Origin of the sequence: Streptomyces sp. NPDC048111 (assembly GCF_043202815.1) — a bacterium.
Taxonomy (GTDB): domain Bacteria; phylum Actinomycetota; class Actinomycetes; order Streptomycetales; family Streptomycetaceae; genus Streptomyces.
In genome coordinates, this window is the sequence record NZ_JBIDBD010000001.1 from 883,470 (window position 1) to 907,835 (window position 24,366).

Genomic DNA, 24,366 nt, shown 5'->3' on the forward strand with positions numbered 1-24,366 from the left:
GAGGCTCTCATACGGCTTACGGAGAGCCCGAACCCCCCTCCCGCTCCCGCTGCTTCTCGGCCTCGAAACGGAGTTCCTCCAGCTCGGTGCCGAGCTCACGGCACCTCTCCGCGAGCAGCTCCGCGCGAGCGCCGGTCAGGCGGGGAAGCGCTTCGAGCACCTCTACCCGCGCGGCGGCCGCCGGCAGCAGGTCACCGAACGGAATACGGCACTCCGCCGCGCCGAGCACACCTTCCAGGTGGTCGGCCAGATCATCGGGGTGCACGCCACCGCCGGACGACACCGCGGCCAACACCTCGTAGAGTGTGGCCGCCTCCTGGCAACGTCCGGCGATCCGCATGCCGTTCGCGGCCACCCGCAGGGCCGCTCTGACCTGCGGGTCGGAGGAACCCCAGCTCCGGCGCGCGCTGGGCAGGAGCTCCGCCAACCGGCTCACCGCGCTGGCGGGCTCCCCGACTTCGGTCTCGGCAACGGCCTCTTCGGTGAGCTTCAGGAACTCCCTGCGGCTGAGGAACCCCGCAGTGCGGTGCCCGCCGTTCGAACGAGGAGCGGCCTGCGGCACGACCGGTTCGGCCTGCGCGGCGTACGCCTCCGGGAGCCTCAACGGACGTGTGGGGTCCGGTTCCAACCGGGGAGAGGGAGCCGCGGCGCCGGGGCGCGGCGCGAACCGGCGCAGTACCTCGGCGACGGTACGGGCGTCCGCGGGCCGGCCCTGCGGTTCCTTCGCGAGCAGCTTGAGGACCAGCGCCTCCAGCTCGTCCGGGATGTGCCCGATGTGGCAGGTCGGCGAGATCGGCTCGTCGTGGACGTGCTGGTCCCTCAGCCGGTCGCCGTAGAAAGGCGGGTGACCTGTCAGCAGGTGGTAGAGGATGCAGCCCAGCGCGTACAGGTCGGTCTTCGGGGTGATCTGCCGCTCCAGGATCTGCTCCGGGGCCTCGTACCCCCGACTGCCCACCGTGGAGCCGCTCTGCGTGTAGTCCGTGACGCCGGGCCAGAGCGGTTTGGCGATGCCGAAGTCGATGAGGACGACCACGCCGTCCCCGTCGATGATCAAGTTGTACGGCTTGAGGTCGCGGTGCACCACCGGCAGGTCGTGGGCATGGGCGAGCGCCTCGGCGATCTGGACCCCGATGGCGGCGGCGATCTCGATGGTGGGGGTGTACCGGTCCAGGAAGGTGTGCAGCGCCATGCCGTCAACCAGGCGCATTACGAGATAGGGCTCGCCGTCGAACGTGCCCTGGCCGCACAGCTCGGGGATGCCCCGGTGCCGCAGCCGCCCGAGCAACGCGCCCTCACGCCGGAAGCGTCCGCGTATGCGGGTCAGCTCGGCGTGGGCGTCGTCGCCGTCCAGCGAGGCGAGAAGCTCGCCCGACGCGCGCAGGCACTTGACGGCCACCGGCCGCCCGGCGTCCCGCAGATCCTCCGCCTGCCAGACCACTCCCATGCCGCCGCTGCCCAGACGTTTGAGCAGCCGGTATCGGCCGCCCAGCACGTCGTCCTTCTTCATGTCCGCCCCTTGCTCCGAAGCGTCCCGGGGACGTCACAGCAGTAGCGCGTGACGTGCCGGGCCTTGGGGTCCGTCTGCTCTGTGAGTGACGGCTGTGCTCAGTGTAGGGCCAACTTACAAGATTCGTGCATAGACTCAGTTCACAGTCGATCATGTGTCATGCTGGCCTCTCGGAGCCCGGCGCACTTCGCGTCGGGACACCGAGCCACGGAGTCCTGCCCTGCCGCTTGGAGGAGACCATGAGCAGCTGGCCGCGCCCCGCCGGGACCGGTGGGGACGTCACGCTGGTGCGCACGAACCTCGGTGCGGCCCGGCTCGACCCCCGCGACTGCCCGACGAAGCGCAGCAGCGACGCCCGCCCGATGCTGACCTCGCAGCCCGAGACGCCCGAACTCTCCGAAAAGTTCCAGGACTTCACCCTCAAGGTCTTCATGGACGCACTCGACCTGATCGAGCACGACCGCAGGGACCCGACGGAGGTCCTCGAAGAACTCCGGCACACCAGGGGGACCTTCGGTCTCTACCGACGGCGGGAGTGCCACCCGCTGCTGCTGTCCTGGTCGGCCCGTGCGATCCGGCACCATCTCGCGGCGCGCAGTGCCGACCAGCGCGCGCGACACGCCGCCGGACTCCCCCTCACCGTGCCCGTCCGCGACGCCTGGGCACTCGGCAAGGACCCCGGTCCGGTGGACGGGCGGGGCGCCGACACCTACGAGACGACGGCCTGGGGGCGCCGGTACGCCGCGCTCGACGGCTCCACCCGGGAGTTGTGGCTGCTGACCTTCGGCCCGGCGAAAGAGGACCGCCCCGAAGCGGAGAAGGCCGTGGCCGCGTACGTCGCCGCGAAGGGGAGGCCGGTGAGCGGGGGGTGGCGCAAGCGGTACACCGTAGTCCCGGCCGAGCGGCTCGAACCGTACCGTACGGCCGTCCCCGAGCGGGTCCGGGTCATCGAGTTCGGCTGCGGGGATGGTGCGCACAAGGAACTGCTCGACTGGGACCAGCAGGAGGCCAGGCGGCGCTTCGTCGCAGTGGGGTGGCCCGCGCTGAGCCTGGCCGTCGACGGGACCGGCGTCCGCCCCGGAAGCGGCTGCATCGACTGCAAGGCGCTAGCACGCTGCGACGCGATAGCGCGCACCCCCGACCTGCTGACCGTCGCGCCGCCGGAGTCCCCACGACCCCGGCGCAGCCTCTCGGTGTCCGACCTGCGCGCCCATCGGGACTGCCCGGCGAAATTCCACGCCACCCGGCAGCTCAAGCTGCGTTCCGCGAGGGCGGAAAGCCCCGAGGTGCGGCGAGGCCGCGTGGTCGACGACGTCCTGAACCAACGGCACGGCAGCACGCCGTATCGAAGCTGCGCGGACTTCCCCGGACCCGCAGACCCGGCGTCCTGGGGCGCGGGCCTCTTGCACCTGAGCGGCAAGGAGGCGGTCGACGGTGCCGCCATGCTCGAACAGCACGCCTTCTACTGCCCGCTGGACGGGCTCGCCCCGACGGAGGAGGTACGGGTCCAGCACCAGGTGGCGTGTTACGACCCGGTGCTCGACCTCGTCGTGATCGCCACCCCCGACCTGCTCCACACCCGGCACGGGGGATGGATCTGGCGGGAGACCAAGACGGCTAGCCGGTACCTCTACGAGGGGGAGGCACTGATGAAGCTCTACCCTCAACTCGCTCTCGGTGTACTGATGTTGGCCGCCGGGGTTCTGGGTGGAGACGTCGCGCGCTCCCGGGTGGAACTCGAACTGCTGCATACCGACGACGTGACCTTCGAAGAGCTGGATCCCTCGCGCCCCGGGGTCGTCGAGGAAGCCCGCGAAGTGATCGCCGAACTCGCCCGCCCCTGGGCGGTCGACCAGGACTACCCGGCCACTCCCGGTCGGCACTGCACCGGCTGCGAGGCTCTCGGCTGGTGCCGGCCGGGCAACGCCCATCTCGCTGCGACAGCGCCCCTGCACAAGGGGGAGTCCTGATGTCCCCTGCCTCTCACACCCCCACCGGCGCGCACGGAAACTGGCTCGACTATCCCGACGTTCGCCTCGTGCACACCCTGGCCGGCGCGGTGATCCAGCTCGCCGACCTCGGCACCCTCTCCGCCTTCTCGCTGCCCTACCCGGCCGAAGCCCAACGGGCACTGGACCGGACCGTCCTCGCCTGCCTGATGCGGGGCGTGGAGGAGGTTCCGCGCAGCCTTCCGGAGCTGCTCTTCTGGTGTCACAGCCGCCCCCTGGAGGACTGGCCCCTGGACCTGCCGCCCGACGCCTTCGGGCCGGACGACTTCCTGGTGGATCCCGAAGCCCTGGTCCCCACCCAGCTGTGCCACGAGTGGTGGATCAGGGGAAGGGACGGGGGCGCCGCCCATTTCGATCGGGAGGTCGTCCACACGGCGATGCGCCTGTGCCGCAACGCGTCCTCGCCCGAGTCGTACGTGGCCTTCCGCAGGCTCCTGGTCGAGCGCCCGGTACTTACGGGGGTGGAGCGCTTCGAGACGGAGACCGACCTCTACCTCGCCCCCGTGCAAGAGCTTCTCGACCAGTGTTACGCGGCAGTCCCCGTCTCCTACGAGTACGGGGGCGCGTACATCACCTGTGGACGCTGCCTGACCCTGCTCACTCCGCTCGCCGGAGGCGGCTGGTGGTGCGAACGCGACCGGTGCCGACGCAGGGGAGCACCGCCGCACGGACGGACGCTTTATGGGGCGGAAGCGGCCGGGCTGCTGCAACTGGCCCGCCCGCTCCGGCAGTTCGTCACCGGTCCGGGCCGTGCCGAGGTGGAGCTGCAGGCACGACTGACCGCTCTCGGGCTCCAGGTTCAACTCTGGCCCGGCTTCGACGCGTACGACCTGCGCATCAGCTTCCCGGACGGTCACGTCTGGGCCATCGACGTCAAGGACTGGAAGCATCCCGGGCTGCTCGGCCGTGCCGCACAGCCGGTGCGCGCGGAACCGCCGTACGACGAGGCCTGCTGGGTGGTCCCCCGCGAACAGGCCGAGGCCCACCGCGACTACCTCGGCACGTACCGGCGCAATCGCCTGGCCGTGGCTGGGGGGCTGCCCCTCTTCACCGACGACCAGCTGGTAACACTCGCCGCCGCCCGCCTCGGTGGAGCGCGGGGCCCCCAGCTGAAGGATCACTCCCCCCGACCACAGCCCCCTTCCAAGAACGGACCAGACCGTGCGTGACAGCAGCGAGTGGTACCTCCCGCTGGCCCAGGCCCTGGAGCCGGTCTGGCCCCAGGAGAACCAGGAGGTGAAGCCCTCCCTGCTCTGCCAGGTGGAACTCGGCATCTTCCTGTTGGAGAGCATCGACCCCTCCCGCGACGCGCGCGGCCTCTACACGCTGCTGGGCGGCTACCCCTTCGCCGTGGCCGCGGGACTCGCCGCCTCACCGGCGCAGCGCGCCCGTCTTGACGTGGCCCGCCACCTGCTGTGGCGGCTGCGGCGGCGCCGTATGTGGCACCAGAGCCTGGAGGCGTACACCCAACTGCCCGAACGGCTCCGGGGATATCGGCTCCCCGAGGGGGGTGGGCCGCCCCGGCGGGTGGAGCCGACCGTGGCGGGCGGCCGCTTCGCGACGTACGAACGTGCCCTGTCCCAGCTCCCGGGCTTCGACCGGCGCCCGCTGACGCTCGCTCCGGCAGGACAGGCGCGGTTCACCGAACGGCACATTCCGGCCTCCGTGATCCTTCCCGAGCAGCTGTGCCTCCCCGCGCCGACCGGCCACGACCTGAGCCTGGTCCCGCGCACCTCGGGCCGCCCCCTGGACATCCCGCTGGCCGAACTCGCCGACACCGCCCGATGGGTGGAGGAGACCGAAGCCGGCCGAGGGCGCCCGTCGGGGAACTGGGTCCAGCGCCTCGCCGATCTGAAACTCGATGTCCTGTCCGCCGACGGGGTGCGTTTCGAAGCGGCCACCGTGCTGCGCCTGGACCGGCTGCTCCACCTGGTCGGCATGGTGGGGGCGGGCAAGAGCACCCTGATGCACCTCATCGCGGTCTGGGGCGCGCGTCAGGGTCTGCGGACCACTCTGGTCGTCGGAGACGTCGCCGAACAGCTCACCCTGGTCGGCCTGTTCCAGGGCCTCGGGCTGTCCGCGGCACCAGTCATCGGCGTCACCACCCGCGAGCAGCACGCCTCCCGGCTGCACCGGCGACTCGCCGCACGCGGCCAGAGTTCCCTGCTCCAGCACGACGATCCGGCCTTCGACCTCCTGAGCACGGTGTGCGTCCTGGACGCGCAACGCGGCCTGGAGGCGGCCGAACCCCTGCGGTACGTCGACGCCCCCTGCACGGAACTGCACCCTGTGAAGAAGGCGCGCGTCGCGACCGCCGACGACATCCCCTTGCCCGAGTACCGGCACGACACAGACGAAGGCCACGGTACGGACGGATCGTCGCTGCGCGAGGCAGCGGCGCCGCTGCGGCCCGACCACGGCTGCCCCGTGTGGAGCGCCTGCCCCCGGCATGCCACCGACCGCGACCTGGTCGACGCCCTGATCTGGGTGGCCAACCCGGCAAGCCTCCTCCAGAGTGCCGTGCCCCGCCACCTCAACGCGGAGCGCCTGCGCCATCTCGAACTGGCCTGCCTGCGCAGCGACATCGTCATCGTCGACGAGGCGGACCGCGTGCAGATGCAGCTCGACACCGCCTTCGCGCCGTCGGCCACGCTGATCGTGCGCGGCCCCGAATCCTGGCTGGACCGACTCGGCATCCACAAGATCGACGAGCTGGCCAGGCAGGGCCGTCTCCCCCTGTCGGCGCGCGACGTCGAACGCTGGTCGGCCTCCTTGGACATCGTCCACGTCGCCGCCAACCGGCTCTACCGCAGGCTGATCACCGAGGACGACATCCTCCGGTGGGCGGACATCGAGTACTTCAGCGCCTGGACCCTCCAGGAGAAGCTCATCAACACGTGGTACCCCCGTCTCCGTGCGGACGGCTCCCTCCCGGACGGCGTTTCCTGCGACTCCGAGGTGTACGACACGCAGGACGAGTCTGCCTCCCTCACGGCCGCCGTACCGAGCCCCCCGGGGGCGGAGCCGTGGGACGCCCGCCGCAGCGCCGTGGTCGCGGATCTCGATGCCTTCCGGGACGACCCGCTCGGGGACCGCGGCCCGCACAGTGCTCTCACCGACACCCTGATTCGCAGGGCCGGAGACCTCCTGCACAACCTCGACCAGACGACCACGGGACAGCGCGTCCGCTCCGTACTGGACGAACTCCTCACCGGCTCACCCCTCCTCGATGGTTCGCTGCGCCAGGAGGACCCGGCCCCCGGTCGGCCCGACCGGGACCCCGTGGACACCTGGGGGTCCGAGCCCTGGCTGGAGCGGGAGGCCAGGCGCCTGGAGTTCACTCTCGTACTCGCCGCGCTCCACCAGCGCCTTGAACGCGTCACCTTTCTGTGGCCGCAGGCCGAAGCGGTCCTCCACTTGGACACCGCCGACAACGAACTCTCCCGTCGCCCTCCCCTGGACTACGCGCCGGTGGTGCCCGAGGCCCCCATGGGCAACGTCCTCGGTTTCCAGTACCTGCCCGAGGACCCCGAACGAGGGCCCACGGGCGACGACCGGCGCAGCGGCACGCTGCGCTTCTTCCGGTGCGCGGGGGTCGGCCGGGAACTCCTGCTCAACCTGCCCGCGTTGGGCGCCGATGCCGCCGTGGGCCGGCCAGGACCGCATGTGCTCCTCATGTCCGGCACGAGCTGGGCGGGCACCTCGACCCGGGCGCACGTCATGGCCCCGGTCAAAGCGATCCTCAAGCCGCGCCCGGCCGCGGTCGACTCCATCCGCAGGACCCTCTTCAGAACCCTGTTCCTCTACGACGGTGAAGGAGCCCCGCTCACCCTGTCCGGAGCACGTCTCGACACCCGCGAGCGAGTGCTGTCCCAGATGATCACCCAGCTCGGCAAATCGTCTCCCGGCGACACCTCGCTCCTCGACGGCGAACTGAGGAAGATCGAGGACGGCGAGCGACGCCGGGCGCTCGTCCTGGTCGGCAGCTACCGCGACGCCAGAGTCGCCGCCGACCTCCTCGAACGCATGCCGCGCTGGCGGGGGAAAGTGCGAGTCCTGGCCTCCGACAAGGCGGAGTTGGACCACCCCGGCCCTGGTGACACGGCCACCGGGGACTTCACCAGTGCGACCGCCGTACGACGCGGTGACCTGGCAGCCTTCGCCCAGGACGAGGACGCCGAGGTCCTGGTGGCTCCCCTGATGGCCATCGAGCGAGGTCACAACATCCTCAACCAGAGCCACAAGGCGGCGTTCGGAACCGTGCTCTTTCTCGCCCGGCCGCACCCTCGTCCCGACGACCTCTCCCTGGCCGTCTTCGCCGTCAACGACTGGGTCACCCGCTTCGTCCGCGACCGGCCGGACTCCGAAGGGGGCACCTTCAGCAAACTGGTGGCCGACGCGGCGGACCTGGATGCCGCCGGGCTCGCCTTCCGCCTCGCGGCCCGCAAGGAATGGCGTCGACTGCTCTCCCGGCGCTACATCTACTCCCGGCTCAGCGACGCGGAACAGACCTCCTTCGCCTGGGATCAGCTCGTCACCATCTGGCAGGTCATCGGCCGCCTCGTGCGAGGGGGGGTACCCGCACGCGTGGTGTTCGTCGACGCGGCCTTCGCCCCCGCACTCGCCGAGGCCGGGGTCCCGCCCGCTGCGGCGACCCGAAGCGGTCGCCGCCGCAACGACGACGGCCTGCTCGTCAAACTCCGCGACGTCCTCGCTCCCTACTTCAACGATGCGACGGCTCCCCACTCGTTCGACGACGCGGCCGATCCCGCGCTGGTACGCACGCTGTACCTCCCGCTCTACGAAGCCCTGTGCGGACTGAGCTCCGGAAACTAACGGGCCGCTCCCCCGCGCGCCACTCCTTGCACACCGACGACCGCGAACCACCTCGCCCCCCACCACAAGGAGACAGTGAACCCCCATGGCCGCCAAATACCGTGACGTCAGCCGAGCCGCCTACGTCCTCAAGCCCGACGCCGCCCCCTGGACCGTCCGCTACCGCGCTCTACCCGCACCCGAGCAGTGGCACGCAAGCATCCTGGACCTCTGCAACCTCGGCCGGGAGCCCGAGCGCGAGCCGTTCCGTACCGCACCCGTCGCCGGATTCAACGGGGTCCTCCAGAGCCTGGCCCCCGACCTGGTCGTACGAGGACGCTCCCGGGACCCGCTCCAACAGGCCGAGGACTTCTGGCTGTACGCGCCGTGGGACGCCCCCCACCCCCTGCCCGGCGACACTCTGGACCGGCTGACCGGCCCCTGGCTCCAGGACCTGCGGCCCGGACCCGGACACCACCGCGCCGTCATGGACACCCACATCGCACTGCGCGCCTGCCCGCCCAAGTGGCAGGACGTCACCGTCGACCTGCTCGGCTGTCCCACGACCGACGGCGGGACCGCCGCCCCGCGCGACCGCCAGTACCAGCTCGCGACCGATGCGCTGGCCCGGCGCGTCCTCGCCCTGGGCCCCTACGAGCACAGCGCCGGCAGCCTGCACTTCCGCGCCGTGCCTCGCGGCCCGCGACAGCAGGGCGCCGAGTTGCTCTCCCAGCCCCTCTCGCACATCGTCAAGGGACGCGAATGGTGGTTCTCCATCGTGCTCAACATTTCGCTGCACACCGTCCCCTTCGATCCCAGGCCGCGTCTCCACCTCCACACCGGAGTGCGCCGCTGGGCGACCCGCCTCGATGTGAAGAAGCAGAGACTGCGCCTGCCGTACGGCCGCGACACTTCCGTCTGCCTGCTGCCCGGCATCCCCTGGCTTCCCGGCACGCCCACCAGCGAGCGGTACGCGGTGGCACGTTTGACGTGGAACCGTGAATCCCAGAGCCACTCCTGGAAGAACAACGGCCCCGCCTGCATCCTCGGCAGGCTCGCACTCAGCCGTCCCTTCCCTGATCCGGACAGTCTGCTCACCGCACCCGAGGAATGGATCGGCGACGGCCCCGGCACCCGCGCCTCGGTCGTCCACAGCACGCACATGGGCGCCCACGGAATCGGTACGGGCCTCATGTCGCACCAGCGCTCCCAGATCGTCGAGTGGGCCGAGCAGGCGCTGCCGGAGTCGCTGCGCAGGGTCCCCTCCCTCGGCCGGGCTGGCGCGGGCAGCCCCGCCCCTGCCAATGCTCGACCCAAGCCCCAGGGATCGGAAAAGGCTGTCGAGACGGAGCGCGAGGCCTCCGCCCGGCGGACGGCGCTCGCAGTGGCGGCCAGGATCAATGAGGGGCAGGACCCCGCCGAGGCGGTCACGGGCGGCAGCGTCCTGGTGGAGGCACGTCTGCTGTGGCAGTCCGCCCCCTTCCGCGAAGCTGCCGTCGACATGCTCACCGCAGTCCTCGGCCTTGCGGGAGGCGTGGGCCGACCGGACCTCGCCACAGCCGAGGAGGTGTACGAACTGGCGGCCCCCGGAAGTCCGGTCGTCCTCGAATGGAAGACTCCCGAACTCACACTCCGCCTCCGCTGCCTGCGCACCACCTCGGGCATCACCGAAACCCTTGGCATTGATCCTGAGGCCCGGCCGAAGGGCAAAGCACTCGAAGCGGGGATCGCCCGTCGTCGTAAGGCGGTCGAATCGTTCCTAGCCGACGACGGAGCCGTCCCGCTCCGTCCCGGTTTCGCTCTCGTGGAGATCGACCGTCGTCAGGACTTCGCCCATCGCCTGGACGACCCCAAGTACGCGCTCCGGCTCGGCTGCGCGGATGCGGGCGTACTCACCCAGTTCGCGCTCGTTCCCAAGAAGGCCAAGGGGTACAACTCCGAGAAGAACCTCGCCCACCGGGTCCGTTCAGGATGGGAGGACGCCCTGCGCCAGTTCGGTGTGCGCGTGCTGCCGGAACACACCCTCGGCGACGCGCTTCCCGACGACCTGCGCTACGTCGCCACGCACATGGTCAAGCGGCGCAAGGACGGCCCCACCGGACTGCCCCGCCACACGCCGGTGTCCGTCATGGTCACGCCGCTCGCACCAGGCAGCGGCCTGGCCGCTGTCACGGGCTGGGAAGAGCGGACCGGCCAGTGGGTCCCGTACCCCCACTTCCTGCTCGGACTGGTCAAGACCGCCGAGATCCCGGAGGTGACCGATGCTGACCCGACCGCGACGGCCACGGGTACCGAACCCCTTGAGGTCGGGTCGCCCAGCGGCACCGAGGCCGTAGCTCTCCCCCGCCAGCACTCGAAGTACCGGGTGTGGCACCAGAACATGGACGAGCAGCGCCGAGCCACCGCCCGCTACCTCCAGAAGATGATCCGTTCCCTGCGGGGCCGACCGACCGCACTGCTCACCCATTCCCAGAACAGTCGGTTGCACTGGCCCTGGCTCCAGGATGGCCGGGCCGAACAGGACCTGATCAAGACCGGCCACGCACAGCCGGTAGGCATCGATCCGGACCTACGGCTGATCCGCGTCCGTACTGCGGCGGGCCGGGAGACTCCTCAGTGGTGGGGCAACGCGGCCCCCGGCGAGGTCAACGGCCTGCCCCAGGGACTGTGGGTGGAGGCCGAAGACGCGATCCAGTCCTCGGGTCGAATCTTCTACAGCACCACTCCCAAAGCGAGCACCTTCAGAGACTCCGCCGTCGAGGCCGACAAGATCGCTCCTCGGCCACTACGGCAAGGACCGAACAAGGGCAAACCAACGATCGACGCCCATATCCCCGCCTGGAACCCGGGCATGGTGGAGATCGCCATCCTGGGCTGCCACCCGGGCGACGGTGACTCACCCGAAGCCCTCGCCCTGGCGCTGCATCAGCTCCGTCAGGCACCTGACTATCTGGACGCCCTCTCCCTGCCACTGCCTCTGCACCTGGCGAGCCTCGCCCAACACTACGTATTGCCGACGGTCGCTGGGGGCGAGGCCGACATTCAAGCCGAGGAACCCTCCTGGGCAGAAGCGGCTATCGCCAAAGCCAAGAGCAGTAGCAACGCGAACGAACCCAGGGTGGCTTCCGCATTGGGCGTCATCGCAGAGGCCGCGGACGCCGAACCCGCAGACCTGGACCCGGAATGCACCGAGGAGCCCGGACTCGGCCAGGCACCGGAGGACGAGCAGCTCGCTCTCTTCTCCTGACCACTGTCGCCGGAAACGCGGAGGTGGACGAGAGGATCCGGCATCTACGCACCGAAAAGAGTCACCCCTTCGAACCTGGCGGACCTGTCCAAGGTCCCCACGCGGCGGACGGCACCGAAGCCGCTCTCACACCACACCGTTTCGCCGCTGCTGGATCCCGGCTGGATCCACCGCGGTCCCACGACATACACCGCAGGCAGAAACCCCGACTCCCACGTTCGGCAACAACGCCAAGGCGCTCCAGGGGCGTTGAGCCGCCGCACACACCCGAAGGGCTCCGGACCAGGCGGTCCGGAGCCCTTCGGCGTGCGGGATCCGATGGCGGGCCGTCGTGCCTCACCGGCAAGCGGAAGGCGGCCTTCCGAGAATCTGCACACCCTGTGCGCCGACCCGTCACCGGGGCCGCTGGCGCCCCTTGGCGGTCCGCCGGAGCGGGGGGCATTGGGGCGGGAGTGTCCCAGTTGAGAATTGTGCGGAACGGGCTTCCGGAATTCATCCCGTGAAGCTCGTGAAGAAAATGCCCCCAACTCATGAACGGGCCTGCACGTCACGGCAATTCGGAGACGGGTTCCGAGCCCGTGATGCCTCATGGCGATTGGCTGTGCACGCCGTCGGCGTGTTTTGATCCTGGCCACTGCGGGAGTTCCGGCAAGGAGTTCCCGATAGGAAATGTCCCCATGAAAGGCAGTACTCCCATGAACAACGCTCCCCAGGTCGAGACCCTCGAGATCTCCGACGCCGACCTGGACAACGTGTCCGGCGGCCTCGTGGGCACCGCGCTCGGCAACGTGACCGGCACCGCCGACTCCGTCCTGCCGGTCTCCGGCATCGTCAACTCGGTCACCGGCCTGGTCGGCTCGGTCACCGGCGTGAACACGGGCGCCGTCACGGGCCTGGCCACCGGTCTCGTCGCCGGTCTCTGAGATCACGCACGAGCCCCGGAACCCTTCGGTTCCGGGGCTCCTTGCCGATGGTGTGCACGGTTCGCGAATGGTGTGCACGGTTTGCGGATGGTTCACGCATTGAGGATGGTTCACGGTTTGCGGAAGTTTCGCGGGTAAGGAAAGAGTTCCGTGCAGTTCCGACAGCAGGCCCTTTCCAAACTCCAGTCGCCGGAGGAACTCGACCTGCCGGTGCGTTTCGCGCGCCCACAGGGCCGTCTCGCCCTTTTCGTCACCGTCGCGGTGATGGCCGTCGCGTGTTTCTGGGCCGTGACGGGATCGGTCTCCTCCACGCTCGACGCACCCGGCGTCCTCACCCACGCGCAGGGCAGCTATGTGCTGCAGAGCCCGTTCGCCGGCCAGGTGACCGCGGTGTTCGCCCGGCAGGGCGGGACCCTCGCCGCCGGCGCCCCGCTCCTCGAGGTCCGTACCGCACAGGGCGACCGGACCGTCCGCGCCATCGCCGCGGGCCGTCTCACCAGCCTCTCCGCCACCATCGGCGCGATCGTCGCCACCGGCACGGACGTCGCGAGCATCGAGCGGACCGGCGGGCCCGACGATCCCCTGGTCGTCATGCTGTACGTGCCCGGCGACAGCGGGGCGGGCGTCCCGGTGGGCGCCCCGGTCGACCTCGCGGTGCAGTCCGTGCCGACGGAGCGCTACGGGGTGCTGCGCGGCACGGTGGCCGCGGTGGGCCGGGCCGCGCAGACGCCGCAGCAGATCGCCGCGTTCCTCGGCGACGCCCAGCTCGCCGCCCAGTTCTCCCGGGACGGCAGGCCGGTGGCGGTGCTGGTGCGCCTCGACCGCACGGCGGGCACAGCCTCCGGCTACCGCTGGTCCTCGGCCGATGGACCCCCGTACGCCGTGGACTCCATGACCCTGGCCACCGGCACCGTGCACCTCGCCGACCAGCGCCCCATCGATTGGCTGCTCCCGTGACCGCACCGCACACCCCGCCCGCCGCGCCGCAGCTGCCGCCCCCGGGCCACGGCCGCCGGCGCCCCGAAGGGCCACAGGGCGGCAGCCGCCGCGCCCGCGCCCGGCAGGCGCCCAGGACCCGGCGCCCCCGGACCGTGCGCAGCCCCACCATCCTCCAGATGGAGGCCCTGGAATGCGGCGCCGCCTCCCTGGCCATGGTGCTGGCGCACCACGGCCGCCACGTCCCGCTGGAGGAGCTGCGCATCGCGTGCGGTGTCTCGCGCGACGGCTCGCGCGCCAGCAACCTCCTGAAGGCGGCGCGCAGTTACGGCCTCACCGCCAAGGGCATGCAGATGGAGCCGGCCGCGCTCGCCGAGGTGCGGGCGCCCGCCATCCTGTTCTGGGAGTTCAACCACTACGTCGTGTACGACGGGCCGGGACGGCGCCTGGGACGGCGGGGCGTCCACATCAACGACCCGGACAAGGGACGGCGCTTCGTCCCGGCGGAGGACTTCGACACCAGCTTCACGGGAGTCGTCCTGGTCCTGGAGCCCGGTCCCGGCTTCCGGCGCGGCGGGCGCAGACCGGGGGTGCTCGCGGCGCTGCCCGCCCGTCTGCGCGGCACCACGGGCACCATGCTGGCCGCGCTGCTCGCCAGTCTGCTCCTGGTCGCGGTGGGCGCGGCGCTGCCCGCCCTGAGCCGCACCTACATCGATCAGTTCCTGATAGGCCATCAGGAGACGCTGCTGGGCGCGCTGTTCGCGTCGATGGGCGCCCTGGTGGCGCTCACCGCGGTGCTCACCTGGCTCCAGCAGGCCAACCTGCTGCGCGGACGCGTCATCTCCTCCACCCTCAGCAGCGCCCGCTTCTTCCGCCATCTGCTGCGCCTGCCCGTGACGTTCTTCGCCCAGCGCAGCCCCGCCGACCTGGTCCAGCGGCTCCAGTCCAACGACGCGGTGGCCGAGACGCTCGCCCGCGATCTGACGGCGGCGGCCGTGGACGGCGTCGTCGTGCTGCTGTACGCCGTCCTGCTGTGGACCTACGACCCCCAGCTCACCCTCATCGGCGTGGGCATCGCGCTGCTCAACGTCGTCGCGATGCGCGTCGTGGTGCGCCTGCGGGCCACCGGCACCCAGAAGCTGCGGGCCGACAGCGCCCGACTCACCAACACCTCGTACACCGGGCTCCAGTTGATCGAGACCATGAAGGCGACCGGCGGCGAGAACGGCTACTTCCGGCGCTGGGCGGGGCAGCACGCCACCACCCTGGAGGAGCAGCAGCGGCTGGGGGTGCCGAGCGCCTGGCTTGGCGTGGCCGCCCCCGCGCTCGCCACCCTCAACAGCGCGCTCATCCTGTGGATCGGCGGGCTGCGCGCGGTGGAGGGCCACCTCTCGATCGGTCTGCTCGTCGCGTTCCAGGCGCTGGTGACGCGCTTCACCGCACCGGTGACCCGCCTCAACGGGGTCGCGGGCCGCATCCAGGACTTCGCGGCGGACGTGGCCCGGCTCAAGGACGTGGAGAACTTCCCCGTGGACGCGCTCGCCACCCGCCCGGCGCCGGCCGCGAGCACCCGCCGCCTCACCGGCCGGGTGACCCTCGACGACATCACGTTCGGCTACAGCCCGCTCGACAAGCCGCTGCTCACCGGGTTCTCACTGTCCGTCGGGCCGGGGCAGCAGGTGGCGCTCGTGGGCGGGTCGGGAAGCGGCAAGTCGACGGTGTCACGGCTGATTTCGGGGCTGTACGCGCCGTGGGAGGGCAGCATCCGCATCGACGGGCAGCGCCTGGAGGACATCCCGCGCGGCGCGCTCGCGGCCTCCGTCTCCTTCGTCGACCAGGACGTCTTCCTGTTCGAGGGCACGGTACGGGACAACGTGGCGCTGTGGGACCCCTCGATCCCGGACGACGCGGTGGTCGCGGCCCTGCGGGACGCCGCCGTGTACGAGGTCGTGGCGCGCCGTCCCGGCGGGATCCACGGCCGGGTCGAGCAGGACGGGCGCAACTTCTCCGGCGGCCAGCGCCAGCGCCTGGAGATCGCCCGGGCCCTGGTGCGCGGGCCGAGCGTCCTGGTCCTTGACGAGGTCACCAGCGCTCTGGACGCCGAGACCGAGCACGTCATCATCGACAACCTGCGCCGCCGCGGCTGCGCCTGCGTCGTCATCGCCCACCGGCTCAGCACCGTCCGCGACAGCGACGAGATCGTGGTGCTGGACCACGGCGTGGTCGTCGAGCGCGGCCGGCACGAGCACCTCGTCGCCGCCGGCGGCCCGTACGCCGAACTGGTCAGGGAGCACTGAGGTGGCCTTCGTACAGCCGCACACCGACGCCGGCGCCACCGGAGGGGACGCCGTCGTCGGCGCGCTCGGCGGGCTCGGGCAGCCCATCGACTGCGCCGGTCTGCGCGGCTTCTCGCTGGAGGGGCCGCAGGTGCTGTGGCTGGTGGTCGGCGGGGCGCTCGACCTGTTCGCGGTCGACCCCGTGGCGCGGGGCCACTGGCACTTCCTCGGGCGGCTCGAACCGGGCACCCTGCTGCTCGGGCCCGTCGAGGGCCCCCAGCACACCCTGGTCGGGCGCCCGCTGCGCGCGTGCGAGCTGCGCCGGATCCCGCTGCGCGAGCTGTACCGGCACCCCGACGCGTACGGCGATGCGCACCCCAGCCACTACGACACCTCGGACGCCGCCCTGAGCCTGCTGGAGCACGCCTTCTCGCTCGGCGTCGGCCGGGGTCAACGGGTGCTGTACGAGGCCCCGTTGGACGGCCGCACCACGCTCGACGAGACGGTCGCGGACGACGACATCCTGTGGCTTCCGGTGGCGCCGGGCAGTGTGCAGTACGGGGCGGCGTTCAGCGCGGAGGCCGCCGGCGACCTCCTGGTGGACGGGGCGCTGTGGCAGGGCATGGTCCATCAGCAGTACCGGCTGCTGTCCGCGCTCGACCGCTGGATCGAACGGGTGGAGCGGGCCCACGAGGACCGGGCCGCCGCCGGGATCCGGGCGGGCGAGGCCGTCCGCGAGGAGGCCGACCGGGCGCTGCTCACCTCCATCGGCCGCACCGGCAGGGCGGCCTCACGCACCGCAGGCGCGGGCGACGACGCGACGTACGCTGCCTGCCGCCTGGTCGCGGAGGCGGCCGGGATCACGCTCGCCGACCCGGCGCCGGGCGGCGCGGGCGGCGACCGGATCGACCCGGTCGAGCGCGTGGCCGTCGCCTCGCGGGTGCGCACGCGGCCGGTACGGCTCGACGGCCGCTGGTGGCGGCAGGACGCGGGACCGCTCCTCGGCCACCGGGTGAGCGGCACCCCGGTCGCACTGCTGTGGCGGCGCGGCGGCTACGAGGCGGTGCACCCGGTGTCCGGCCGGCGCACCCGGGTGGACGCGGACAACGCCGGCGAGTTCGAGGGGCGGGCGGTCATGTTCTACCGGCCGTTGCCGGACCGCCCGCTCGGCCGGTGGGCCCTGCTCCGCTTCGCCCTGCGCGGCACCCGCCCCGACCTGCGCCGGCTGCTGCTGGCGTCGCTGGTGACGGTGGGGCTCGGGGCCCTGGTGCCGATCGCGACGGGGCAGGTGCTCGGCGTGTACGTACCCCGCGCACAGAACGGCCTCATCGTGCAGGTCTCGCTCGCCGTCGTCGTCACGGGCATCGTGTCGGCGGCGTTCACCCTGCTCCAGAACCTCACCGTGCTGCGGATGGAGGGGCGGATCGAGAGCACCCTCCAACCCGCCGTGTGGGACCGCCTGTTGAGGCTGCCCACCACGTTCTTCACCGGACGCTCCACCGGTGAGCTGGCGAGCGCGGCGATGGGCGTGAGCGCGATCCGGCGGGTCATGTCGGGCATCGGTCCGGTCGCCGTGCAGGCGGGCACGGTCGGCGCGATGAACCTCGCCCTGCTGCTGTGCTTCAGCGTGCCGCTCGCCCTGGTGGCGATCGCGCTGCTGGTGGTCATCGGGGCCGTGTTCCTCGCCCTCGGCCTGTGGGAACTGCGCTGGCAGCGCCGGCTCATCGAGCTGGGCAACAAGCTCAACAACCGGGCGTTCCAGACCCTGCGCGGTCTGCCCAAGCTGCGGGTCGCGGCGGCGGAGAGCTTCGCGTACGGCGCGTGGGCGGGCGAGTTCGCGCGCAGCCGCGAGCTCCAGCAGCGGGCGGGCCGGATCAAGAACCTGACGACGGTCCTCAACTCGGTCTGTCTGCCGTTGTGTTCACTGGTGCTCTTCGTGCTGCTCGCGGGACCGGCCCGCGACGCGCTGTCGGCGAGCGCCTTCCTCACCTTCAACACGGCCGTGACGATGCTGCTCACCTCGGTCACCCAGCTGACCGGCGCGCTCGTCTCGGCGGCGGCGGTGCTCCCGCTGTTCGAGCAGATCAGGCCGGTTCTCGACGAGGCTCCCGAGGTGCGCGCGTCGAGCACCCAACCGGGTGTCCTGTCCGGTCGGATCGAGGCCCGGGACCTGTCGTACCGCTACGGCGACGACGGGCCGCTCGTCCTGGACGGGGTGTCCCTGACGGTGGCTCCGGGCGAGTTCGTGGCGGTCGTCGGCCCGAGCGGCTGCGGCAAGTCGACGCTGCTCAGGCTGCTCATCGGCTTCGACGATCCGACCTTTGGCAGCGTCCTGTACGACGGCCAGGACCTGACGGCCCTCGACCGCGCGGCGGTGCGCCGCCAGTGCGGGGTGGTGCTGCAGAACGCCCAGCCGCTGTCGGGCTCGATCCTGGACTGCATCTGCGGGGCGGAGGTGTTCAGCCAGGAGGAGGCGTGGGAGGCCGCCGCGATGGCGGGCCTGGCCGAGGACATCAAACGGATGCCGATGGGACTGCACACCATGATCTCCGGGGGCGGCGCCATCTCCGGTGGTCAGCGCCAGCGCCTCATGATCGCCCAGGCGCTGGTGCGCCGGCCCCGGGTGCTCTTCTTCGACGAGGCCACCAGCGCGCTCGACAACGAGACCCAGCGCATCGTGACCGAGAGCACCCGCGGCCTGCGGGCCACCCGGTTCGTGATCGCCCACCGGCTCTCCACGGTCCTGGACGCGGACCGGGTGATCGTCATGGCCGAGGGGCGGATCGTCCAGCAGGGCCCGCCCGCCCAGCTCCTCGCCGACCCGCACGGGCCCCTGCACGAACTGGTCCGGCGTCAGCTGGCCTGAACGACGGCCCGTGGAGCGGACGTCGGGCCGCGTGCGGTGGGCGGCCACAGTTGAACACCGGCTCCGCTCCGCGCGTACTGGAGGGCGTCCTGTCACACCGTCCTCCCCAGCCCGAAGGGGCCCCTCGTGAGGCACACACCGAAGCAGTGGGCCGTCCGCCGGGCCGTCGCGCTGGTGGCCGCCGGTACGGCCCTGAGCACCGCGGCTGCGCTGCCCGCGAGGGGCCCGGAGCCCTCGGTGTCCGCCGTCGACGACTGCGCCCGGGGCGGCGTGGACGTCACGGCGGGCAACCGGGGCGACACCGCGTTCACCTTCCGGCTGGCCGGGGTCGCGGCGTCCGTGGCGCCGGGCGGGACACGGACCATTCTGGTTCCGGTGGCTGCGGGCCAGAGCTACCGGTTCACGGTGCTCGGACCCGGCGGCTTCCGTCAGGAGGTGGCCGGGGTGCTGGACTGCGCCCCGGCCTCCCCCGCGCCGTCGGCGTCCGCCGGCGGGGCGGGGGCGGACCGCGCGGCCGACGCCAGGGCCGCCCCGGCGGGGCCGCGCGAGAGCGTCGCGCGGGCGGCGGGCCGCCCCGTCGCCCTCGCCGGGGTCACCGATCTGGGCTCGCTCGTCGCGGGGGCGGTCCTGGTACTGCTCGGCGCGCTGCTCTTCGTGATCCGTCGGCTCGCGCTCTGAACGCCCGCCCGTGCGGGGGACGTTGAGAGGGATCGCCCAGGAGGGATCAGAAGTCGGCCTGTGCCTTGACGTCGGCCCGCCCGACGGATTCCAGGCCGTACATCGAGCAGTAGAGACGGCGGATGTACTCGATCTCCGGGTCGTGGGTGCGGGCCTCGCGCTCGGGATAGAGCACCGTCAGCTCGTAGGAGATCTCGCGGTTGATGCTGCCGGTCCTGTCACGCCACTGGCCGCGGCCCTGCTGGATCGTCAGCCCGGACGGGAAGCGCGGGGTGATCACATCGGCGACGAACTTCATGAACTGCTCGTCGGTTATGGGTGGTTCGCCGTTGTGGCGGCCGGTGCCGAAGTAGAGGTGCGTGGCCCGGTAGGCGCTGCCGGTGGTGGCTGCGGGCGCGGCCTGCGTCTGCGCCACGGGGGCGACGGGCCGGGTGGAGGTGACCTCGGACACCGGTCCGCCGGTGGTCAGCAGGAGAGCGACCGCCACGAGAGCGGCGGCCGCGGGCGTGGACACCCTGATGTGCAGCATGTGATCCCTGTCTGTCGGGTTCTGGTGAGGATGGTGCGGATGATGCCTTGCCGGGCCCTAGCGGGAGGGAGCGTCCTGACCGCCGGGCACCGACTCCAGCAGGAAGACCGCCGCGTCCCGTACGTTCACGGGAGCCGCCGCGCAGTCGCGCAGCCGGATGGCGGTCCTGGCGAGGGTCTCGGTGGTGCGCACCGAGCCGATGTCACCGGCGCGCGGGGCGAGTTCGGCGATGAGCCGCTCGGCCTCGGTCCAGGCGCGGGCGCCGCTCAGCGCCGCGAGTAACTCGGCGGTGAACAGGTGCCGGTAGGAGGGCCCGGGTGCGGTGGCGGCCTCGTGCAGGAGCGGGATCGCGCGGTCCCAGTCGTGCAGCCTGGCGAGGACCCAGCCGTGGTGGCCGGTGAGTTCGGCCTGGTCGATCCACCAGGCCCAGGCCGGATCGTGGCGCGAGGCGCCGTCGAGGAAGCGGCTGCGGGCGCGCGCGATGAGCCGGCCGGCCTCGGCGCCGGCGCCGAGCATCGCGGTGGCGTGCGCCCGGCGCACGAGGACCAGGGTGGCGACCAGCGACGGCAGCGGCCGGGGCCCCGCCACCCGGGCGGCGGCGTCGAGGGCGGCCACGGGGCGGCCGGCGCGGGCGTGCAGCATGCTGTCGTTGAGCAGCACGAGGCGGGCCGTGGCCCGGTCGCCGCAGTGCTCGGCCAGGGACAGGGCGCGGACGTTCATGCGGTGGGCGGCGTCGTTCCGGCCCGCGTCGAACAGGATCCAGCCGATCACCTCGCAGAGTTCGGCCAGCGCCGCGAGCAGCTCGCCGTCCGCGTCGCGCGCGGTCGCGTCGGGCCCGTCCGTCAACTGCGGTACGGCGCGCAGCAGTTCACGCACGGCGGGCAGCGCCGCGCTCGCCCCGTGGGCGGCGTCCAGTGCCACCAGGTCCTGAACGGCCTTCAGCGCGAAGGCCGTCGCGTCGGCGGGCGCGGGGACGCCCGGCGTCCTGGCGCCGGGGCCGGGCGCCGGGCTCATGACGCGGCGCCGGCGGGGGCGCGCGCCGCCCGGCCCTGGGTGAGCGCCGTGAACGCGGCGGCGACCTGGGTCAGCCACTCCACCTCGTCGCGGAAGTCGTCGTAGGGCGGGCGGGCCGGGATGTCGGCGGCGTCCGCCTCCGCCTCCCGCTCCTCGGCGGGCCGGTCGAGCACGGCCCGCACCTGGAGCGCCTCGCCGAGGGGCGACGTCGGGTCCTCGGGCAGGCCGAGCGAGCGGGCCACCCGGGAGAAGTCGGCGAGCGAGAGGGAGGTGCGGAGCATCAGCTGGCCGTCGCGTATCTCGATGACGCGCCGGTAGAGGCTGTAGTGCGGGTCGCGCGGCGGAACCAGGTCGCGGGCCCAGGAGCGGGGCGGGTCGAGGGCGATGTCCGGCGAGGCCTGGTACAGCGCCCACCACAGCGGTCGCAGCCGCCGGTAGGAGCGGTAGCTGCGCAGCCAGCCGCCGGCCCGGGTGAGGTGGATGCCCCAGGACGGAATGGTCCAGCCGGTGATCTGGAGAAGGGCGCCGATGGTGCCGCACGACCACTGGATGGGGTCGAGTGCGGAGGCGTCGTAGTTCAGCTGGGTGCCCGCGATCTGGATGCTGCGGGTCACGCAGTACACGAGGATCAGGCTGGCGCCGACGGTCACCGTGCGCATGCCCACTTTGAGCCACTGCCGGTTGGCCATCTTGGTGAAACGGAGCGAGAGCCGGACCGTCTCGAACTGCCCCACACCGCAGATGACGAGGTAGAACGACATGTACAGCGCGTAGCGGGCGTCCTGGATGCTGAGCAGGATCGTGGAGGTGGCCGTCTTGGCGCTGGCCACCGGGCTGACCGCGAGGGACGCGACCACGAGGACGCACAGGGCGGCCCCGAAGAACAGCACCCGGCGCCCGGCCCTCGTGCGGGCCTCCTCCGGCGGCGACGACCAGTACACGAGGACGACCTGCTGAGCGGCCGTGAGGACGACGACGGCCACCTGGACGATCAGCGAGGTGATGTTGGGCAGCCCGAACAAATTGGAGATGTGCACCCGCAGCGCGTCCAGGTCGACCAGGAAGCTGATGCCGGAGCACAGGAAGTAGACGCAGAGCGCCCACAGGGCGACGTCCTGCCGTCTGCGCAGCAGATCGGGCAGCCGGTAGCCGAACGCGGCCAGGCCGCCCAGGGCGCAGACCCAGGTCAGTACCGTGTTGACGGCGTTCATGAGGGGTCCGGGTGGCCGACGCCGTTCTCGATGCGCGCGACGATCTCGGCGGCCTCCTCGGGCACGCCCCAGGCCGGTTCGAGCCAGCGTTTGGTGGCGCGGGCCAGAATCAGCGAGGCCATCGTCTCGGCCTCCTGCTCCTCGTCGTCGCTGTATCGAGAACGCATCAACATGCTCTGCACCACCGCCGGTTCGACCTCTGTGAACAACTGACTCGTATCACTGTGATCGAATTCCACGGAACCCCGGTGCGCGAAGGCGATGTGCGAGAGTTCGTGCGCGATGATGTGCTCTTTGTGCGAGGGCGACGCGGCTTTCTCGTAAGCGATGATGTCGAAATCGTCGAGTTTCAGCCAAAGGCCGAAGAGATGGCGTTCCGGGAAGGGCATCGGGATGAGATGGATCGGCCGCTTGCTCTGCGCGCTCAGATAGCGGTGCAGTTCATCGATGCCGCAACCGTGCTCCATGCCCCAGTCCGCGAGCAGCGCCTCACAGGTTTGACGAACCTTTTTGAGACGGCGCCTGAGCCGACGGTCCTCCGCCGACGGTAACGCAGAGCCAGACACCTTCATCCTTGGCCTTCCACGCCTTCCACGTTGGAGAAGCAGGCTGTGTTGCCATGCTGATTCGAGTGATTCCCGGGATTCGGCTTCCCGGTCCCGGGCGGACGACGCGGCCATGATGCCACACCCTCAACTCACCCACTGTTGAAGTTGCTTTCACCTGACTCAGCCGAGAAAACTGAGTCGCACCTGCCGGTTCGGATTGTCCTTGTTCGTGTCCACCAGACACACGGACTGCCAGGTTCCGAGGGCGAGCCGCCCGTCGACCACCGGCAGCGTGGCGTGCGGCGGCACCAGGGCCGGCAGCACATGGTCACGGCCGTGGCCGGGGCTGCCGTGCCGGTGCTGCCAGCGGTCGTCCGCGGGGAGCAGGGTGTGCAGGGCGGCGAGCAGGTCGTCGTCACTGCCCGCGCCGGTCTCCAGGACGGCGATGCCGGCCGTGGCGTGCGGAACGAAGACGTTGAGCAGGCCGTCGCGGCCCGCCGCCCGACGGCTCAGGAATTCCGCGCAGTCCCCGGTCAGGTCGGTGACCGTCTCCTGGGAGCCGGTCGTGATGTTCAGGACGTGGCTGGTGAAGGACATGTCCCCCATCTTCCCCTCCCTCCTGCGGGTACACGGGCAGCCGCGCCACGGCCGGGGAAGATCCCGGCTTCGCACACGGTTGGTAGAACCGTGAACGACTTCGGGGTACGCGAGGTGGACGTGGTGGTCATAGGCGCCGGGCAGGCGGGCCTGTCCGGCGCGTACCACCTGCGGCGGGCCGGCCTGGAGCCCGGCCGGGACTTCGTGGTGCTCGACCACGCCCCGCGGCCGGGCGGCGCCTGGCAGTTCCGCTGGCCCTCGCTGACCTACGGCAAGGTGCACGGGATGCACGCCCTGCCCGGCATGGAACTGACCGGAGCCGACGGCGACCGCCCGTCGTCCGAGGTGATCGGCGCCTACTTCGCCGCGTACGAGGACGCCTTCGATCTGCGGGTGCACCGGCCGGTGGAGGTGAGCGCGGTACGCGAGGGGGACGGCGGAAGGCTGCGCGTCGAGACCTCCGAGGGCGTCTGGGCCGCGCGGGCCCTGCTCAACGCCACGGGCACCTGGGACCGGCCGTTCTGGCCGCGCTATCCGGGCCAGGAGACGTTCCGCGGGCGGCAGTTGCACACCGCGACCTATCCGGGGCCCGCGGCGTTCGCCGGGCAGCGGGTCGTGGTGGTCGGCGGCGGCGCCTCCGGCACCCAGCACCTGATGGAGATCGCCGAGGTCGCGGCCGACACGACCTGGGTGACGCGCCGGCCACCGGTCTTCCGCGAGGGCCCCTTCGACGAGGCGGCCGGCCGCGAGGCGGTCGCCCTGGTCGAGGAGCGGGTGCGGCGCGGACTGCCGCCGATGAGCGTGGTGTCGGTGACGGGGCTGCCGCTGAACGACGCCGTCCGAGCGGCCCGGGCCACGGGCGTGCTCGACCGGCTGCCGATGTTCGACCGGATCACCGAGCACGGGGTGGCCTGGGACGACGGGCGCGAGATCGGGGCCGACGTCATCCTGTGGGCCACCGGCTTCCGGCCGGTCATCGACCATCTCGCGCCACTGCGCCTGCGCGAGCCCGGCGGCGGCATACGCCTGGAGGGAACGCGGGCGGCCCGGGACGAGCGGATCCAGCTGGTCGGCTACGGCCCCTCGGCCTCGACGATCGGCGCGAACCGGGCCGGGCGGGCGGCCGTACGGGAGATCAAGCGGCTGCTCGACCGCCGGCCGGTGGGGGTGTGACGGAGGCGGGCGGCCGGGGTGGGCCGCACGGTCACGG

General features: G+C 71.7%; 16 protein-coding genes. 10 read left to right on the top strand and 6 right to left on the bottom strand.

Annotated features, from left to right (window positions below; genetic code table 11):
• Positions 1 to 16: 16 nt before the first annotated feature.
• A complete protein-coding gene (locus tag ACGF3I_RS03935) occupies positions 17 to 1,507 on the bottom strand; it encodes a serine/threonine-protein kinase (RefSeq protein WP_393128926.1) in 1,491 nt (496 codons plus the stop codon).
• A gap of 239 nt (positions 1,508 to 1,746) precedes the next feature.
• Here ACGF3I_RS03935 and ACGF3I_RS03940 point away from each other — a divergent pair, with 239 nt between their 5' ends.
• The 9 genes from ACGF3I_RS03940 to ACGF3I_RS03980 all read left to right on the top strand — a co-directional run bounded on the left by ACGF3I_RS03940 (position 1,747) and on the right by ACGF3I_RS03980 (position 19,257).
• The gene (locus ACGF3I_RS03940) at positions 1,747 to 3,477 is read left to right on the top strand and encodes a PD-(D/E)XK nuclease family protein (RefSeq protein ID WP_393128927.1); all 1,731 of its coding nucleotides are present in this window, start codon (positions 1,747 to 1,749) and stop codon (positions 3,475 to 3,477) included.
• Positions 3,477 to 4,685 carry a hypothetical protein gene (locus tag ACGF3I_RS03945; RefSeq protein WP_393128928.1) on the top strand — a complete coding sequence of 403 codons (1,209 nt, stop codon included), beginning with the start codon at positions 3,477 to 3,479 and terminating at the stop codon, positions 4,683 to 4,685. The genes ACGF3I_RS03940 and ACGF3I_RS03945 overlap by 1 nt, the downstream gene beginning before the upstream one ends.
• Positions 4,678 to 8,352: a hypothetical protein gene (locus ACGF3I_RS03950; RefSeq protein ID WP_393128929.1), complete on the top strand. Its 3,675-nt coding sequence runs from the start codon at positions 4,678 to 4,680 to the stop codon at positions 8,350 to 8,352. The genes ACGF3I_RS03945 and ACGF3I_RS03950 overlap by 8 nt, the downstream gene beginning before the upstream one ends.
• 85 nt (positions 8,353 to 8,437) lie before the next feature.
• Positions 8,438 to 11,578, top strand: a complete 3,141-nt coding sequence (locus ACGF3I_RS03955; protein ID WP_393128930.1) for a pPIWI_RE module domain-containing protein — start codon at positions 8,438 to 8,440, stop codon at positions 11,576 to 11,578.
• A 695-nt stretch (positions 11,579 to 12,273) separates the two neighbouring features.
• Entirely contained in the window at positions 12,274 to 12,501 is a 228-nt protein-coding gene (locus ACGF3I_RS03960) for a type A2 lantipeptide (RefSeq protein WP_393129117.1), read from the top strand.
• 150 nt (positions 12,502 to 12,651) lie between these two features.
• Positions 12,652 to 13,458 carry an HlyD family efflux transporter periplasmic adaptor subunit gene (locus ACGF3I_RS03965; protein ID WP_393128931.1) on the top strand — a complete coding sequence of 269 codons (807 nt, stop codon included), beginning with the start codon at positions 12,652 to 12,654 and terminating at the stop codon, positions 13,456 to 13,458.
• Entirely contained in the window at positions 13,455 to 15,734 is a 2,280-nt protein-coding gene (locus ACGF3I_RS03970; protein WP_393128932.1) for an NHLP family bacteriocin export ABC transporter peptidase/permease/ATPase subunit, read from the top strand. Before ACGF3I_RS03965 ends, ACGF3I_RS03970 begins: the two co-directional genes overlap by 4 nt.
• Before the next feature lies 1 nt (position 15,735).
• Complete coding sequence (locus ACGF3I_RS03975) at positions 15,736 to 18,579, top strand: NHLP bacteriocin export ABC transporter permease/ATPase subunit (protein ID WP_393128933.1); 2,844 nt, start codon at positions 15,736 to 15,738, stop codon at positions 18,577 to 18,579.
• A gap of 126 nt (positions 18,580 to 18,705) precedes the next feature.
• Complete coding sequence (locus ACGF3I_RS03980; protein WP_393128934.1) at positions 18,706 to 19,257, top strand: phospholipase domain-containing protein; 552 nt, start codon at positions 18,706 to 18,708, stop codon at positions 19,255 to 19,257.
• A 46-nt stretch (positions 19,258 to 19,303) separates the two neighbouring features.
• On the opposite strand, the gene ACGF3I_RS03985 is transcribed toward ACGF3I_RS03980, so the two are convergent.
• The 5 genes from ACGF3I_RS03985 to ACGF3I_RS04005 form a co-directional block, all read right to left on the bottom strand.
• Positions 19,304 to 19,786: a DUF3574 domain-containing protein gene (locus ACGF3I_RS03985; RefSeq protein WP_393128935.1), complete on the bottom strand. Its 483-nt coding sequence runs from the start codon at positions 19,784 to 19,786 to the stop codon at positions 19,304 to 19,306.
• A 57-nt stretch (positions 19,787 to 19,843) separates the two neighbouring features.
• The gene (locus tag ACGF3I_RS03990) at positions 19,844 to 20,800 is read right to left on the bottom strand and encodes a DNA-binding protein (protein WP_393128936.1); all 957 of its coding nucleotides are present in this window, start codon (positions 20,798 to 20,800) and stop codon (positions 19,844 to 19,846) included.
• On the bottom strand, positions 20,797 to 22,011 hold the full coding sequence (locus tag ACGF3I_RS03995; protein WP_393128937.1) for an MAB_1171c family putative transporter: 1,215 nt from the start codon (positions 22,009 to 22,011) through the stop codon (positions 20,797 to 20,799). The genes ACGF3I_RS03990 and ACGF3I_RS03995 overlap by 4 nt, the downstream gene beginning before the upstream one ends.
• Entirely contained in the window at positions 22,008 to 22,583 is a 576-nt protein-coding gene (locus tag ACGF3I_RS04000) for a hypothetical protein (RefSeq protein WP_393128938.1), read from the bottom strand. Before ACGF3I_RS04000 ends, ACGF3I_RS03995 begins: the two co-directional genes overlap by 4 nt.
• 156 nt (positions 22,584 to 22,739) lie before the next feature.
• The gene (locus tag ACGF3I_RS04005; protein WP_393128939.1) at positions 22,740 to 23,165 is read right to left on the bottom strand and encodes a YjbQ family protein; all 426 of its coding nucleotides are present in this window, start codon (positions 23,163 to 23,165) and stop codon (positions 22,740 to 22,742) included.
• A gap of 81 nt (positions 23,166 to 23,246) precedes the next feature.
• Between ACGF3I_RS04005 and ACGF3I_RS04010 the strand changes: the two genes are divergently transcribed.
• Positions 23,247 to 24,329: an NAD(P)-binding domain-containing protein gene (locus ACGF3I_RS04010; RefSeq protein ID WP_393128940.1), complete on the top strand. Its 1,083-nt coding sequence runs from the start codon at positions 23,247 to 23,249 to the stop codon at positions 24,327 to 24,329.
• Positions 24,330 to 24,366: the final 37 nt, after the last annotated feature.